General features: G+C 60.1%; 14 protein-coding genes. 6 read left to right on the plus strand and 8 right to left on the minus strand.

What is annotated here, in order from left to right; all coding sequences use genetic code 11:
• The 3 genes from RGAI101_RS11665 to RGAI101_RS11675 form a co-directional block, all read right to left on the minus strand.
• Complete coding sequence (locus tag RGAI101_RS11665; RefSeq protein WP_008228624.1) at nucleotides 1–2,016, minus strand: acetate--CoA ligase family protein; 2,016 nt, start codon at nucleotides 2,014–2,016, stop codon at nucleotides 1–3.
• A gap of 289 nt (nucleotides 2,017–2,305) precedes the next feature.
• Nucleotides 2,306–3,466, minus strand: a complete 1,161-nt coding sequence (locus RGAI101_RS11670; RefSeq protein ID WP_008226888.1) for an acyl-CoA dehydrogenase family protein — start codon at nucleotides 3,464–3,466, stop codon at nucleotides 2,306–2,308.
• A gap of 24 nt (nucleotides 3,467–3,490) precedes the next feature.
• Complete coding sequence (locus tag RGAI101_RS11675) at nucleotides 3,491–4,246, minus strand: class II aldolase and adducin N-terminal domain-containing protein (RefSeq protein WP_037228081.1); 756 nt, start codon at nucleotides 4,244–4,246, stop codon at nucleotides 3,491–3,493.
• Between the two features lie 175 nt (nucleotides 4,247–4,421).
• On the opposite strand from RGAI101_RS11675, the gene ade reads away from it, so the two are divergent.
• From ade to RGAI101_RS11695, 4 genes are all read left to right on the plus strand, one after another.
• Nucleotides 4,422–6,224 carry an adenine deaminase gene (ade, locus tag RGAI101_RS11680; protein ID WP_037228083.1) on the plus strand — a complete coding sequence of 601 codons (1,803 nt, stop codon included), beginning with the start codon at nucleotides 4,422–4,424 and terminating at the stop codon, nucleotides 6,222–6,224.
• On the plus strand, nucleotides 6,221–7,684 hold the full coding sequence (locus RGAI101_RS11685; protein ID WP_008226577.1) for an AMP nucleosidase: 1,464 nt from the start codon (nucleotides 6,221–6,223) through the stop codon (nucleotides 7,682–7,684). Before ade ends, RGAI101_RS11685 begins: the two co-directional genes overlap by 4 nt.
• A 303-nt stretch (nucleotides 7,685–7,987) precedes the next feature.
• Nucleotides 7,988–8,278: an HU family DNA-binding protein gene (locus tag RGAI101_RS11690; protein WP_254655270.1), complete on the plus strand. Its 291-nt coding sequence runs from the start codon at nucleotides 7,988–7,990 to the stop codon at nucleotides 8,276–8,278.
• A 141-nt stretch (nucleotides 8,279–8,419) separates the two neighbouring features.
• Complete coding sequence (locus RGAI101_RS11695) at nucleotides 8,420–9,289, plus strand: DMT family transporter (RefSeq protein WP_008224933.1); 870 nt, start codon at nucleotides 8,420–8,422, stop codon at nucleotides 9,287–9,289.
• Nucleotides 9,290–9,353: 64 nt separating this feature from the next.
• Here RGAI101_RS11695 and RGAI101_RS11700 read toward each other — a convergent pair whose 3' ends face one another.
• Nucleotides 9,354–9,875, minus strand: coding sequence for a glutathione peroxidase (locus RGAI101_RS11700; protein ID WP_037228085.1), 522 nt, complete (start codon nucleotides 9,873–9,875; stop codon nucleotides 9,354–9,356).
• 136 nt (nucleotides 9,876–10,011) lie between these two features.
• Here RGAI101_RS11700 and msrB point away from each other — a divergent pair, with 136 nt between their 5' ends.
• Complete coding sequence (gene msrB / locus RGAI101_RS11705; protein ID WP_008227114.1) at nucleotides 10,012–10,461, plus strand: peptide-methionine (R)-S-oxide reductase MsrB; 450 nt, start codon at nucleotides 10,012–10,014, stop codon at nucleotides 10,459–10,461.
• Entirely contained in the window at nucleotides 10,458–10,967 is a 510-nt protein-coding gene (msrA, locus tag RGAI101_RS11710) for a peptide-methionine (S)-S-oxide reductase MsrA (protein ID WP_037228086.1), read from the plus strand. The genes msrB and msrA overlap by 4 nt, the downstream gene beginning before the upstream one ends.
• A gap of 138 nt (nucleotides 10,968–11,105) precedes the next feature.
• Here the strand turns inward: msrA and RGAI101_RS11715 are convergent, their stop codons facing one another.
• The 4 genes from RGAI101_RS11715 to mtgA all read right to left on the minus strand — a co-directional run bounded on the left by RGAI101_RS11715 (nucleotide 11,106) and on the right by mtgA (nucleotide 15,722).
• Nucleotides 11,106–13,112, minus strand: coding sequence for a hydantoinase/oxoprolinase N-terminal domain-containing protein (locus tag RGAI101_RS11715; protein WP_008225806.1), 2,007 nt, complete (start codon nucleotides 13,110–13,112; stop codon nucleotides 11,106–11,108).
• Between the two features lie 65 nt (nucleotides 13,113–13,177).
• Nucleotides 13,178–14,206 carry a tRNA epoxyqueuosine(34) reductase QueG gene (queG, locus tag RGAI101_RS11720; RefSeq protein WP_008227313.1) on the minus strand — a complete coding sequence of 343 codons (1,029 nt, stop codon included), beginning with the start codon at nucleotides 14,204–14,206 and terminating at the stop codon, nucleotides 13,178–13,180.
• A gap of 63 nt (nucleotides 14,207–14,269) precedes the next feature.
• Nucleotides 14,270–14,935, minus strand: coding sequence for an FtsZ-binding protein FzlA (gene fzlA, locus RGAI101_RS11725; protein ID WP_008227314.1), 666 nt, complete (start codon nucleotides 14,933–14,935; stop codon nucleotides 14,270–14,272).
• A 61-nt stretch (nucleotides 14,936–14,996) separates the two neighbouring features.
• Nucleotides 14,997–15,722 (minus strand): monofunctional biosynthetic peptidoglycan transglycosylase, encoded by a 726-nt coding sequence (gene mtgA / locus RGAI101_RS11730; protein ID WP_008229240.1) that lies wholly within the window; start codon nucleotides 15,720–15,722, stop codon nucleotides 14,997–14,999.
• Between the last annotated feature and the right edge of the window lie 3 nt (nucleotides 15,723–15,725).

Raw genomic sequence — 15,725 nt, forward strand, 5'->3', positions numbered from 1 at the left:
TTACGCTTTGCGGATCAGCGCATCCACGGCAATGGCGGATGTCGTGGTGCAGATCAGCGGGTTGATCTCAACTTCGCTGATCGTATCCAGATGAGCAATCACATAAGCCTGCACCGACAAGACTGCGGCGATGACGGCAGGGATGTCAGCCCCCGGTTTGCCCCGATAGCCGTTCAAAAGCGGCGCAATCCGCAAGGCCTGCACCGCGTCGCCGATTTGCGTTTCGGTCACGGGCAATAGCAGCGACGTGGTGTCCTGCCATAGTTCTGTCAGAACGCCACCCGCACCAAGGGTCAGCAAAAAGCCGTGCGCGGGGTCTCGGGTCACGCCGATCAACAGCTCTGCCACAGGATCGGTAATCATTTCTTCGACCAGAAAGCTGCCTGCCTGCATTCTGGCGGCCGCCGCTTCGACATCCTGCGGCTGCAGCCCGACGGCAACGGCCCCTGCTTCGGACTTATGCGCAAGGCCCTGCCCTTTCAGCACCACCGCGCCGCCAAAGGACAGCGCGATCCGCGCGGCTTCCTTGGGGGTTTGCGCCACCTGCCCCTGCGGGACACGCAATCCGAACCCCTGCAGCGCCGCCTTGGCCTCGGCCTCGGTCAACAGATGCGCATCACGTTCCGGCCCCGCAGGCAGCGGAGGCACCGGATCAGGATCCTGATCAAACGCCGCAGCTTCGGCCGCCAGGATCGCTTCGGTCAGGCCGCAGATCGGCGTCACCCCGCCAGCCAGCAGCCGATCCATAACGTCATGCGGCATCAGTTCAGGCAAGGTTGCAACCACAGCGACAGGCCTGCCCGACAAGGCACGCAGGTTCAGCGCGGCTTGCGTGGCGCATTCCCAATCGCTGGCATCCGTATGCGGGTAATCGACGATCAATATCGTGAGACCGATGTGATCCGCTGCCATCGGCAGCCACGCAGCGGTCATTTTCGCGACGTCCCGCCAGACATAGGTGTTGTAATCCAGCGGATTGGACAACGCGACCATAGGGCCAAGCGCGTCTCTCAAGGCGCGGCCCTGCGCTTCGGTCAGCGGGGGGAACTCTACCTTGCGACCATGGGCGGTATCCGCGGCCAGGCTAGCCTCTCCGCCAGAGCAGCTGACCGATGAAAGCGCGCTTGATGGCAACCGCCCCTGACTGTGCAACAGCTTCAACGTCTCAAGAAAGCTCGGCAGGTCATGCAACCGCGCGATGCCCAGCCGTGTCAGCAACGCGGCAGCCCCCGCATCCCCGCCGGCAAGCGACGCGGTATGTGACACGGTTGCCTGCTGCGCCTGATCAGACGCACCGACCTTGAGCGCGATCAAGGGAATGCCTTGTTCCGCAGCCCTTAGCGCCAGGTCATGCCATAGCCCAAGGTCGGAAAAGCCTTCGATATGCAGGCCGATGGCCGTAACCCTTGGATCATCCAGCAACGCCAGTGCAATCTCGGCCTGCCGGGTTTGCGCCATGTTTCCGCACGTCACCATATAGGCAATCGGCAGGCCGCGCTGCTGCATCGTCAGATTGATCGCGATGTTGGAAGACTGGGTCAGAATCGCGACGCCGGATTCAACCCGGCGGCAGCCATGCTGGTCCGGCCACAACAGCGCGCCATCAAGCGCATTGATGAAACCATAGCAATTAGGTCCAAGGATGGGCATGCTGCCCGCTGCCGCGACCAACTGCGCCTGCAAGTCACCCGCCAAGGCATCCTCGGCACGCGCCTCGGCAAATCCTGACGCAAAGCACACCGCCCCCCCTGCGCCGATACGCGCAAGGTCGCCGACGACCGAGACGGTTGCCTGACGGTTAACCCCGACAAAAACAGCATCCGGTGCGTCAGGCAAATCTGCCAGCGACGCTACGGCTTGTATTCCTTCCACAATACCCAACTTTGGATTCACGACATGGATCGCGCCTCCAAATCCCATCCGTTTGGTCTGCTTGATGATCTGCGCCCCCCAAGCACCGCCGCCGATCAGGGCAACCGATGAAGGACGCAGTAGTCTTGACAGGTCCCGTCTCATGATAACCGCAAGACCAGAAGAGATTTTATGCCTTCGGCGAGGATATTTAAGAGCCAGAGAAGAGGGGTCCACCCCCTACCGCATTGCGCAAGCAGGGGGCTTCTCCGGCTACGGTCATCGGCGTCCCCGCCTGTACCGCCGGAAAAAGCTAAAACACACATGCTGAATAAATCCTTAAAGCCACCCAAAGGCCCACATTTCTCTGGCTCGAAAATATCCCGGGGGGGAAGCGCGCAAGCGCTGGGGGGCTGGCCCCCCTCCCACCCCGATGCCAAATGGCAGCGGAACATCACGCGCCCAGCGCCCGCAACATATCACGGCTGATGATATGGCGCTGTATTTCGCTGGTCCCGTCCCAGATCCGCTCGACTCTTGCATCACGCCAAAATCGCTCGATCGGATAATCATCCATCAGGCCCATGCCCCCATGCAGTTGCAGCGTCGCATCTGTTACCCGGGCCAACATCTCGGAGGCATAGAGTTTGGCGCTCGCGATTTCACGATTTGCCGGCAGCCCTTTGTCCAGACGGTCTGCGGCAGCCAATGTCAGAAGGTCTGCCGCATCGATTTCGGTGATCATGTCGGCAAGCTGGAAACTCACGCCTTGGAACTTGCCGATCTTCTGGCCGAATTGTTCGCGCGTCGCTGCATAGTCCAACGCATAATCGAACACCCGCCGCGCGCGGCCGACGGACATGGTTGCGACTGTAATACGCGTCGCATAAAGCCACGTGTTCATCACTTCGAAACCACCATCGACCTCGCCCAAGACCTGTGCATCAGGCAGGCGGCAATCGTCAAATTCGAGGATCATGTTTTTGTAACCACGGTGGCTGACCGATTTATACCCGTCGCGGATCGTGAAGCCGGGCGTGCCCCGATCGACCAAGAAAGCGGTGATCCGTTTCTTGGGCCCTTTGGGCGTTTCGTCTTCACCCGTTGCGATGAAGACGATGATAAAATCGGCATGGTCCGCACCCGATATAAAATGCTTGGTTCCGTTGACCACCCAGTCGCCGCCGTCCCGCCTGGCCATGCATTTCATGCCCCGCACGTCCGATCCCGCACCCGGTTCGGTCATAGCTAGCGCATCCATCCTCTCGCCCCGCACAGCGGGCATCAGGTACCTGTCGATCTGGTCGCCCTCGCAGGCCATCAAGATATTCTGGGGTCGCCCGAAGAAGTGATTGAGCGCCATCGATCCGCGTCCAAGTTCACGTTCCACCAGTGCAAATTCAAGATGGTTCAGCCCCGCGCAGCCGACGCTTTGGGGGAAATTGCAGGCATAGAAACCCAGCTCAATCGTCTTGCGCTTGATCTCGTCCGCGATCTCCTTGGGGACTTCTCCGGTTTGTTCGACCAGTGTTTCGTGGGGGTATATCTCTTTTTCTACAAAGCTGCGCACCGTGTCGGCGATCATCAGGTTCTCTTCGGAAAGGCCGTAATTCATTCCTGATCTCCCATGTGCCGGAAGTTAATGCGCATAGTTCGACCCTTCTTCATCCAGGATCGCCTTGAGCTCCGCCAGGTGGCGCGCGTCTTGTTCGGGGTAGGCCTCAAGCTCCTGCGCGGTCTTTTCCGCGATATCTTCCGGGATGCGGCGCAACGGCATTCCGGTTTGCAGGGCACGAATATACGTCTCGGCGGCACGTTCGAAATAAAACAGGCGGTTGAATGTGTCGGCCACAGTGTCACCGATCACCAGCACGCCGTGGCTGCCCATGACCATGACCTTCTGCTTGGGGTCCGTCAGCAGCCCCGCACAGCGCGCGCCTTCGTCTTCGAAGGCCAGCCCGCCGTAGTCTTCGTCGATGACGATGCGATTAAAGAAGGTGCAGCAATTCTGGTCAATCGGGGGGAGGCGACTGTCTTGCAAGGTAGCCAGCACGGTCGCGTGGATCGAATGCACATGCATCACACATCGTGCGTGGGCACAGGCGCGGTGCACCCCGCCGTGCAAACCCCAGGCCGTGGGGTCGGGCGCGTCCGGGCCATTGAGCGTGTCGGGGTTATTGGCATCCACCTCGATCAGATCGCTGGCTTTGATCCTGCTGAAATGCACCTGATTGGGGTTCATCAGGAATTTGGTCCCATCGTCATTCACGGCAAGGCTAAAGTGGTTCGCGACACCTTCGTGCATGTTCAATCGTGCAGTCCAGCGAAAGGCAGCGGCCATATCAACCCGCTCCTGCCAGTGGTCCATGTTGTGTCGGATGTGCGTTACACTCATTTTCAGGTCTCCTTTTCGGGGGCAGACTGGACCGCATGCGGCGCATTTGTCACCCGAAAACTGCACATGATCCAAAGTCAGCCGATGGCTTCCGGATCGGGTGTCTTCGAATTCATCGACTTTGCGTGGTTTGCGCCGCCTTGAACCTCGTGCAATCTTCGTGTCAACGTCAGGCATGACACAGAAACCTTTCCCCTCATGGCCCGATGTGGCTGCTCAATTGGTATCGGTCGCAGCGGGGCGCGCGGCGGCAGATACGATCATCACCGGCGGCACATGGGTGAATGTCCACACCCGCGAGGCGCTGCCCGACCATGACATCGCCATTGTCGCGGGCCGCATCGCTTTCGTCGGCCCCGATGCCAGCCATTGCAAAGGCGACGATACCCGGGTGATCGAGGCGAAGGGCCGCTATATGATCCCCGGCCTGTGCGACGGGCACATGCATATCGAAAGCGGCATGCTGACGCCTGCCGAATTTGCCCGTGCCGTGATCGCCCATGGCACCACGTCGATGTTCACCGACCCGCACGAGATCGCAAATGTCTTGGGCCTCGAAGGCGTGCGGATGATGCACGACGAAGCGCTATTGCAGCCGATCAACATCTTCACCCAGATGCCATCCTGTGCGCCTTCCGCGCCAGGGATGGAGACAACAGGTTTCGAGATTACCGCCGAAGATGTCGCAGAGGCTATGGAATGGCCCGGCATCATCGGCCTGGGCGAGATGATGAACTTTCCCGGTGTGACCAACGGTGACCCCAAGATGCTGGCGGAAATCGCCGCGACCCAACGCGCGGGCAAGACTGTTGGCGGGCATTATGCCTCGCCTGATCTGGGGCCTGCCTTTGCTGCCTATGTGGCCGGCGGCCCTGCGGACGATCACGAAGGCACTTGCGAGGCGGACGCGATCGCGCGAATGCGCCAGGGGATGCGGTCGATGATCCGGCTGGGGTCGGCCTGGTATGACGTTGAAACGCAGATCACCGCGATCACCGAAAAGGGGCTGGATTCGCGCAACATGATTCTGTGCACCGATGATTGCCATTCCGGAACCTTGGTCAACGACGGGCACATGAATCGTGTTGTCCGCCATGCAATCGACTGCGGCTGTGACCCCTTGGTGGCGCTGCAAATGGCAACGATCAACACGGCGACCCATTTCGGACTGGAACGGGACATCGGATCGCTGACGCCGGGACGGCGGGCGGATGTGATCCTGACCTCTGACCTCAAGACCCTGCCGATCGAGACCGTGATCGCACGCGGGCAGATCGTGGCGCAGGCGGGCAAATGCGTGGTGGACTGCCCGCATTACGACTGGCCAGCGTCAGCGCGCCAGACGGTTCACATGGGCAAAACGCTTGAAGCGGCTGATTTCCACATCGACGCCCCAAAGGGGGCCAATGCCGTTACTGCAAACGTCATCGGCGTCGTTGAAAACCAGGCACCCACCCGAGCGCTGAAATTCGAACTGCCGGTGACTGACGGGCGGGTGCAAGCCACGGGCGAGGTTTGCCAGATTGCGCTGGTTGAACGGCATCGCGCGACGGGAACTGTGGTGAATGCCTTTGTCTCGGGCTTCGGCTACGAAGGACCGATGGCCATGGCATCGACCGTGGCCCATGACAGCCATCACATGATTGTCGTCGGCACCGATGCGGACCACATGGCAATGGCCGCGAACCGGCTGGGCGAAGTCGGCGGCGGCATCGTCATCTTCAAGGATGGCGAAGAACTGGCGCTGATCGAACTGCCCATCGCCGGTCTGATGTCCGATAGCCCTGCATCCGAAGTGGCCAATAAAACGGAAACCATGATGCAAGCCATGCGCGACTGCGGGTGCACACTGAACAACGCCTACATGCAACATTCCCTGCTTGCGCTGGTCGTTATCCCCGAGCTGCGGATTTCTGACCTTGGCCTTGTCGATGTCCGCAGTTTTGAATTCATCCCCTTGTTCGAGCCTACATCATGACCGGTATCCTGACCCCCGACGCAACATCACCCCAGACCTTTACCGATGCGGCGGCTGCCGTTGAACAGTTGATCCAGCTTTACGGTCAGGCGACAAAATTCCTAACGGATCATTTCCAGAAGGCGATGGATGACAGACCACCCGCGACGCGCATCCGCGCATTTTATCCTGAAATCCGCTTTACCACGACAAGTTATGCGCAGGTGGATTCGCGTCTTTCCTTTGGACATGTGTCATCACCCGGCACCTATGCCGCGACGATCACACGGCCCGAGCTGTTCGAAAACTATCTGATCCAGCAAATCGGACTGCTGATTGAAAACCACGGGCAACCCGTGACTGTCGGCATGTCGAACACGCCGATCCCGGTGCACTTCGCCGTGGCCAGCGATGCGTCGATCACCATCCCGCAAGACGGCGCGGCCGATTTCACCCTGCGCGATATTTTCGACGTGCCTGATCTAAGCACCACGAATGACGACATCGTCAACGGCACCTTCAAACCTGTCGACGGGGTCGGGCCGCTGGCCCCGTTCACCGCGCAACGTGTGGATTATTCGCTGGCACGGCTGGCGCATTACACGGCGACGGACCCGGATCATTTCCAGTGCCACGTGCTGTTCACCAACTACCAGTTCTACGTCACCGAATTTGAAGAATACGCCCGCGTCATGCTGCGCGATCCCGACAGCGGCTATACCTCGTTCGTGTCGACCGGAAATGTCGAGATCATGAATGGTGACGACCCCCTGCCCGCTTCGGTCAAGACACCGCAGATGCCGACCTATCATCTGAAACGCGCGGACGGGTCGGGCATTACGCTGGTCAACATCGGCGTCGGTCCGTCGAACGCCAAAACCGCGACCGATCACATCGCCGTGCTGCGGCCGCATGCGTGGCTGATGGTCGGCCACTGCGCGGGCCTGCGCAACACGCAACAGCTGGGGGATTTCGTGCTAGCCCACGCGTATCTGCGCGAAGATCACGTGCTGGACGACGACCTGCCGATCTGGGTACCGATCCCCGCGTTGGCGGAAATTCAGATCGCGTTGGAAGACGCGGTGGAGCAGGTTACCCAGCTTGAAGGGTACGAGCTGAAACGCATCATGCGCACCGGCACTGTTGCCACCATCGACAACCGCAACTGGGAATTGCGCGACCAATCCGGCCCAGTTCAACGCCTGTCGCAATCGCGGGCCGTGGCGCTGGATATGGAAAGTGCGACCATCGCCGCAAATGGCTACCGGTTCCGGGTACCTTACGGCACGTTGCTGTGTGTGTCGGACAAGCCGCTTCATGGCGAACTGAAGCTGCCGGGCATGGCGTCGGATTTCTACAAGACCCAAGTGGCACGTCATCTGATGATCGGCATCCGCGCGATGGAGCAACTCCGTGACATGCCGCTGGAGCGCCTGCACAGCCGGAAACTGCGATCCTTCGACGAAACCGCTTTTTTATAAAGGGTAACTTTTCGGGGAACCGCCTGACGGATTTGCCGGCTCAGCCGCCGCATCACATCTGCGATTGCTCGGGTTTCTGGCGATTTGGCCGGCGCAGATTCAACAGATTGTTTCGGACAATATTCCTGTCAATTCGCAGGAATACGCCTTGATCTAAAGGAAGCCCCTTATTTATAGGAAAAAAACGGCAAAAAAACGCATGTTTTAGCGTTTTTCCCTCACCTATTCGTTGTGTTCAACCACAACATACCGTTACATTCTGCCCATGAGGCCCTAATCCGGGCGGACGAAGGAGAAAAAAACATGGCGACTAAACCAATGACAAAGACCCAGCTCGTCGCGGCTTTGGCTGAAGAAATGGGCGAAGACAAGAAAACAGCAGGCGCGGCACTTGATGCGGTATGTGCCTTGATCACCAAAGAAGTATCCGGCGGCGGTGCCGTTACACTTCCAGGCATCGGCAAGATCTATTGCCGCGAGCGTCCTGAGCGTATGGTGCGCAACCCTGCCACAGGTGAACAGTTCAAGAAAGAAGCGGACAAGGTCGTCAAGATGACCATCGCGAAAGCGCTGAAAGACAGCGTAAACGAATAAATCTGAGACCAGATTTTGACAAAGGGTCGCCTTGGGGCGGCCCTTTCGCGTTTGGGACATGGCTGCCCTGCGCGGAACGGGCTTGCTCTTGGCCGGCATCTCGGAAATGGTTCGCCAAGTGACGGATCGGAAAGGCCCCAAATGGACATACGTGCAATTCTTGTGGGCCTGGCTTTCGCCTTCATGTGGTCTTCTGCTTTCACCTCTGCCCGGATCATCGTCGCCGACGCTTCCCCGCTGATGGCCCTGTCGGCGCGCTATCTGATCTCGGGGTTGCTGGGGGTCGGCATCGCGCTGGCAATGGGCCAGACATGGCGACTGACGCCAGCACAATGGCGGGCGACCATCATCTTCGGCATCCTGCAAAACGCGGTCTATCTGGGGCTGAACTTTGTCGCGATGCAGACCGTCCAGGCATCCCTTGCCGCCATCATCGCATCGACCATGCCTTTGCTGGTCGGGCTGGCGACGTGGCTGTTTCTGGGTGAAAAGCTGAAACCGCTGGGCATCGCCGGGCTGGTGGCCGGGGTGATCGGCGTGACGATCATCATGGGCGCGCGGGTCAGTGGCGGTGTGGACCTGACAGGTGTCTTGCTGTGCGGGATCGGCGCATTGGCCCTGACAGCAGCAACATTGCTGGTGCGCGGTGCCACCTCTGGCGGGAACTTCATGATGGTTGTCGGATTGCAGATGCTGGTGGGGTGTTTCACGCTGTCCATCGCAACTTTGCTGTTCGAGACGCCTCGCATCACGCCCAGCTGGCCGTTGTTTGCGGCTTTTGCCTATACGTGCCTTGTTCCCGGCCTGCTGGCTACGGTCGTCTGGTTCTGGCTGGTCAACCGGATCGGGGCCACCAGGGCCGCGACCTTCCACTTCCTGAACCCGTTTTTCGGGGTCGCGATTGCGTGGCTGCTGCTAAGCGAACCCTTGGGCGCGCAAGATATCCTTGGCGTGGCGATCATCGGCTTCGGGATCTTGGCGGTTCAGGTGTCACGACAGCGCAACGCCTGACCTGATGGCCGTTTTCTTCCAAAGAAAACGATCTGGAATTTTCGGAAATTCCGGTCAGCCGCACCTAGTTAAGCACCTTTTCGATCTGGTGGATGACCTCGGCTGACTGCGGCTTTGTCGTTGATCCCCAAGTCGCGACAACCTTACCATCGGCCCCGATCAACACCTTGTTGAAATTCCACCGCGGCACGAAACCCGTTTCCTCTGCTACGGCCTTGTAAAAGGGATGCGCGTCGGACCCTTTCACATGCTCGATCTCGGTCATGGGGAGGTCGAGCGCAAAATTCAGCTCGCAGAATTCCTTGACCTTCTCGGCGCTCGCAAGCTCTTGATTGAAGTCGTCCGAGGGCACGGCCAGCACGATCAGTCCCCGATCCTTGTAGGTGTCGTACAACGCCTGCAAACCTTCATACTGGTAGGTGAAACCGCATTGCGAGGCCGTGTTGACCACCAACACAGGCTGCCCTGCCCAATCCGACATCTGCAAGACGCCGCCATCGATCGATGCAAACTGCGCGTCGCGCGGCAATGCCCAAGCGCCTGCCGCCCAAAGCGTGCCCATTACCAAAACCAAGATATACCGCATGCCATCGCCCCTGTTGTTGGATACCATCACACTAGATAACGTAGCGTCTTCACGCAAAGTTGCATTAATCTTACAAACCCTTTGAAAAACCCTGATCCGCCCCATCTAATACCCAAGAGACGCAAAGGAGACATCCATGCCCACATATGAAAAATCACCAGACGCCATCGCGGCCCTGTCGCCCGAAGAATACCGCGTCACCCAGCAAAACGGGACGGAACGCCCCGGCTCCGGCAAGCTGCTGAGCAACAAGGAACCCGGCATCTACGTGGACATCGTATCCGGCGAGCCGCTTTTTGCATCGGCAGACAAATACGATTCGGGCTGCGGCTGGCCCAGCTTTACCAAGGCGATTGAACCCGCCTATGTGAACGAATTGCGCGATGATACCCTTGGCATGATCCGCACCGAAGTGCGCAGCACCCATGGCGACAGTCACTTGGGTCACGTTTTCCCCGACGGTCCCCGCGACCGGGGCGGCCTGCGCTACTGCATCAACTCAGCTTCGTTGCGTTTCGTGCACCGCGATGACATGGATGCCGAAGGATACGGTTCATACATCAATCAAGTGGAGGACGTCGCATGAGCGAACAACGTGCAGTACTGGCCGGCGGATGTTTCTGGGGAATGCAGGACCTGATCCGCAACCGCAAAGGGGTCGTATCGACCCGCGTCGGATATTCAGGCGGTGATGTACCCAACGCCACCTATCGCAACCACGGCACCCATGCCGAAGCGATCGAAGTGATCTTTGATGACGACGTTCTCAGCTACCGGGAGCTGCTTGAGCTGTTCTTCCAGATCCACGATCCGACGACGCTGAACCGTCAGGGCAATGACCGCGGTCTAAGCTATCGGTCGGCAATATACTTCGAGGACGAGGACCAGAAGGCCGTCGCCCTTGACACCATCGCAGATGTCGAAGCCTCGGGGCTGTGGCCTGGAAAAGTGGTGACAGAGGTCGAGCCCGTCAGTGATTTCTGGGAGGCCGAGCCAGAACATCAGGATTATCTTGAGCGGATTCCAAATGGCTATACTTGCCACTTCCCGCGTGCCAACTGGGTTCTGCCCAAACGCGTTGCGGCGGAATAACGGAAAGGCGGGGGACATCCCCGCCTTTTTGCTTCCCTGACCTGTCGGTTATCCTTCAGGGCGTGGGTAGGCCCATTGGTGCTTGGGTGGCATCATAGGCACGCCGATCAACTGGCAAGATCGGCAACAGCACTGGTATCATCCATCCGCCACGCGCGGGCGACCGGTTGCCTCGACGGTGACGATTGCCTCGATAAACACCTCGCGGCTTTCGACGCCTGCAGTGCGAATGTCACGCAGAACGCTTATCTGGATATCCGCGGCACCGGCCGCCAAGGCATCTGCCTTCGCTTTGTCGCGCAGCACGGATTCAAGCATGGCAAGAGCCCCCTCCTGATCGCCGAAATCCTGCGGGCCGCTTGCCAGATGGACGCGGAACTTGCCTTCGCTGGGGGACGTCACCGTGCCGCTTTCACGCATGGTGACACGCCCCACGACCGCGCCGATGGCATTGGCAACACCTGCATGTTGGGGCAAGATCATCTGTGCCCCAAGGGCGGTGCCGACTGCAGGATAATACGCCGGGGCGGACGCCCCCAACCCGATCACAGGCAGGTTCAACGCGGCGTCAATGCGCAGCAAACCGCGGTGCCCCTGCAGCCCCCGTTGCAACAACACATGCCGCGCCAGAACCTCTGGTGATCCCGGAAATGCCGGCTCTTCCTCGGCAAATGCCGTCTCGAGCAGGGCCAATGCTGTCTGTTGGGTCAGTTGGTCAATGACCCGTTGCGCCATCGCGTCAGGATCAGGGTCCAGCATGTCACCTGCACCGGTGCGTCTGCGGCCAAACAGGCGCAACGCCTTGCGCGCGGCATCCGCGTCCCACACATCGACGCGCCCTAACGCATGGCTGGCATCCGACGGCGTCAGCCCCGCGACCTGCACCAGCCCCCGTTCGACCAACCGCTTCAGCGCGCCGGTTTCGATCCTTGACCGCAAGATGTCCCCAAGCGGATGCACAGCGGCTCCCATCCGCTCCAAAAGCGTCTGTTCCCTTGGCCCGATCCCCTCAAGCGTCTGGCCTGCGACCGCACGTACAAAGCGTCCGTCAAATTCGCCTGGCGTGGTGGCCCGTAACTGTGCGTCCAGCGCGGCATGCACGACCTCAGGCGCATCCATCGCAACCAAGGACACCGGCAGCACGCGCTTTGGCCCCAGAAAGACCCCGCCCTCCAACCCTTCGGTCAGAAAATGCACTTCGCTATCGCCACCCAACCCCGTGGTGCGCATCGCGACCGCTTCAACCATGGTCCGGTACTGACCCACCTGCGCGCCTGCAGGATCAATCGCCGGTCGCCCGCCGCGCAACAAGGCCACATCCGTCGTCGTCCCGCCGATGTCACTGACCAGCGCGTGGTCCGCGCCCGTCATCCACCGCGCCCCGACGATCGATGCCGCAGGCCCGCTCAGGATCGTCTCGATCGGCCGCTCACGTGCCTGAGCCGAGGATATCAATGCACCGTCACCGCGCACCACCATCAGCGGGGCGGTGATGCCAATTTCGATCAGCACGTCTTCGGCACGGCCGATCAGCCGGTCAATCATCCCGATCAACCGGGCGTTCAGCACGGCGGTCAGCGCCCGCTTCGGCCCGTTCAACTTGGCCGACAGTTGATGCGACGATGACACAGGACGCCCGGTGATCTGCGTCACCAACCCGGCGGCACGCAGTTCGTGGGCGGGGTTGCGCGTGGCGAACTGGCTTGCGACGGCAAAACCGCTCACGTCATCCTTGTGAGTTTCCAGAAATGCGGTCAGCGCGGCTTCGTCCAGCGGCACGGCTTCGCCGCCCGCGTGGTTGTGCCCACCGGCCAGCACCAGATGAGGGTCACCCTTCAACGCCTCGGCCAGCCCGTGGGCGGCCAGATCCCGTTCCTTGAACCCGATATAGACCAGCGCAACCCGTCCGCCCTGCCCTTCGACCAGCGCGTTGGTGGCCAGGGTGGTAGACAGTGACGCAAGCGACACGTCGGCGGCATCAACACCGGCATCGGCCAGCACGGCCCGCACGGAATTGCCCACGCCAATCGCCAGATCATTGCGCGTCGTCAGCGCCTTGGCCGAGGCGATCACGACCGCTTCGTCACGGATCAGCACCGCATCAGTATAGGTTCCGCCCGTATCAACACCCAGCAGCAATGCCATCGTTCTCTCCTTGCCGTGTCGGTTCGGGTTTAGCGGTTACGCGCCCCGGTTCCAGCCCGTTTGCGTCATTTTGCGGTCAAACGGCCCATTGCCCAGCGTGCAGCATCCGCCACGGCGGGGTCTGGGTCATCCGTCAGGGATCCGGCCACAGACGCAAGCGTGCTCAGCCCGGAATTGCCAATCGCATAAAGCACATTGCGCACGAACCGGTCCCGCCCGATCCGCTTGATCGGCGACCCTGAAAACCGCGCCCGGAATGCGGCGTCATCCAGGCCTGCAAGCTCGGCCAGATCGGGCGTGCCAACCCCGCCATGATAACGCATGTCACTTGCCTCCACGGCAAACTTGTTCCACGGGCAGGCCGCCAGACAATCATCGCACCCATAAATGCGGTTGCCCATCTTGCCGCGCAGTTCAAGATCGACCGGCCCCTTGTGTTCAATCGTCAGATAGGAAATGCAACGCCGCGCATCCAGACGGTAAGGCCCAGGAAAAGCCCCTGTCGGACAGGCATCCAGACAGGACCTGCACGACCCGCAATGATCACGCTCAGCGGCATCGGCAGGCAAATCCAGGGTCGTGAAAATCGCGCCCAGAAACGCCCAGTTTCCCCAGTCACGACTGACAAGATTGGTATGCTTGCCCTGCCAGCCAAGCCCTGCCGCCTGCCCCAGTGCCTTCTCGGGAACCGGTGCGGTGTCGACGAACACCTTCACCTCACAGGGATCTTGCTCGATCAACCAGCGCGCCAGCCGCTTTAGGCGTCTCTTGACGATATCATGATAATCGCGCCCTTGCGCATAGACCGATACCGCCGCCTTCTGCGGAACATCCAACACGGCGGTCGGATCATGCTCGGGCGTATAGCTTTCCGCCAACATTATGACGGATCGCGCCTCGGGCCACAAAGCGGCCGGATTACCGCGCCATGCCATCCGGTCCGCCATCCACGCCATCTGGCCGTGATACCCGGCCTCGACAAACGCGCTCAACCGCTCGGGCACCTCCGGCACGTCGGACGGCCTGCAAACCCGGCAAGCCACAAACCCCTCTTCCAAGGCGCGCGACACCAAACGATCCTTCAGATCGTCCATATCTTCTCTGGCTCAAAAATATCCTCGGGGGTCTGGGGGCAGACGGCCCCCAGCGCTCTCGGCTTAAAAATCAAGGTCATTATAATGCTTTGGCGGCGGAAACCCCGGCACCTGATCGGCCAGCAACGACCGAAAGGCCGGACGCGACTTGATCTTGGCGTACCAGTCCTTGACCACATCCGACCGGTTCCAATCCACGTCCGAGATATAATCAAGCGATGACAGGTGCGCGGCGGCGGCGAAATCGGCCAGCGTCATGACATCGCCAGCCAGCCAACGGCGATGGTCCAGCAACCATGCCATATAATCGATGTGGTACTTGATGGCCTTGGCACCGTCCTTGACGTTGCGACTGTCCGGAAAACCCTGGCCCATGACCTTCTTGTTCACCCGCTCATACAGCAGCTTTGACGTCACCTCCCCGTGAAACTTGTCGTCGAACCAGCTGACAAGGCGGCGCACTTCCAATCGCTGCACCGGGTCGGTCGGCATCAAGGACGGCTCGGGCCGGGTTTCCTCGATATACTCGCAGATCGCGGCACTTTCGGACATTATGATCCCGTCAAGCTGCAAGACAGGCACCTTGCCCGCCGGATTGCGGCGCATGAAATCGGGTTCCTGTTCCCAGTAACGCTCTTCGACGCGCTCGACCTCGATCTTCTTTTCGGCAAGGCTCAGCCGGACTTTGCGGCAGAACGGCGAAAGCGGTACATGAAAAAGGCGGGCCATAATAAGGGTTCCGGTGCAATGGTTAAGCGTAGATCCCTCATGCCTTTGTTGAGGGGGTTTTTCAACTCTCGAAACAGGACGCCCGGCCATCCTTGCTGATTGTCGCCGCCCCGTCGCGGATTTGCGCGCTGCGTTTGCGCAGGCCTGCGGTGGGCCGTGACGCAGACCGGGTCTTGGGGGATGGCAGCACGGCGGCAAGCCGTGCGGCCTGCGTCGCGGTCAGATCGGAAGGGATCACGCCAAAGTAATGCTGAGCGGCGGCATCGACGCCGAACACGCCCTCGTCGAACTCGGCGACATTCAGATAAACTTCAACGATTCTGCGCTTGGTCCAGATGGCCTCGAGCAGCGGTGTGATCGCCGCCTCTAGCGCTTTGCGAAACCATGTGCGCCCGTGCCAAAGATAGACGTTCTTGACGGTTTGCTGGCTTAAGGTGGACGCGCCGCGGTTCGACCCTTCGGCAATCGCGTTTTTGATCGCCGCCAGATCAAAGCCCCAGTGGTTGCAGAAATTTGCGTCCTCGGCCGCGATCACCGACCGGGCCATGACAGGTGCGATATCCTCAAGCGGGACCCATTGATGGTCGATCCCGCCCAACCTTCGGCTTTCGCTGAACATATAGGGCGTGGTCGGCGGGTTCAGCACGGAAAACAGCAAGATACCCGCCAACATCACCGCAACGACGCCCACCACCGCCTTGAACAGATAGCCGATGACGCGGCGCTTGACCCTGCGCGTCACCGGAGCGGTTGTCTTTTTCTTTTTGGATGTCGCGCGTTTTGCCATGAC

Source organism: Roseobacter sp. GAI101, from assembly GCF_000156335.1.
In the GTDB taxonomy this organism is placed as follows: domain Bacteria; phylum Pseudomonadota; class Alphaproteobacteria; order Rhodobacterales; family Rhodobacteraceae; genus Sulfitobacter.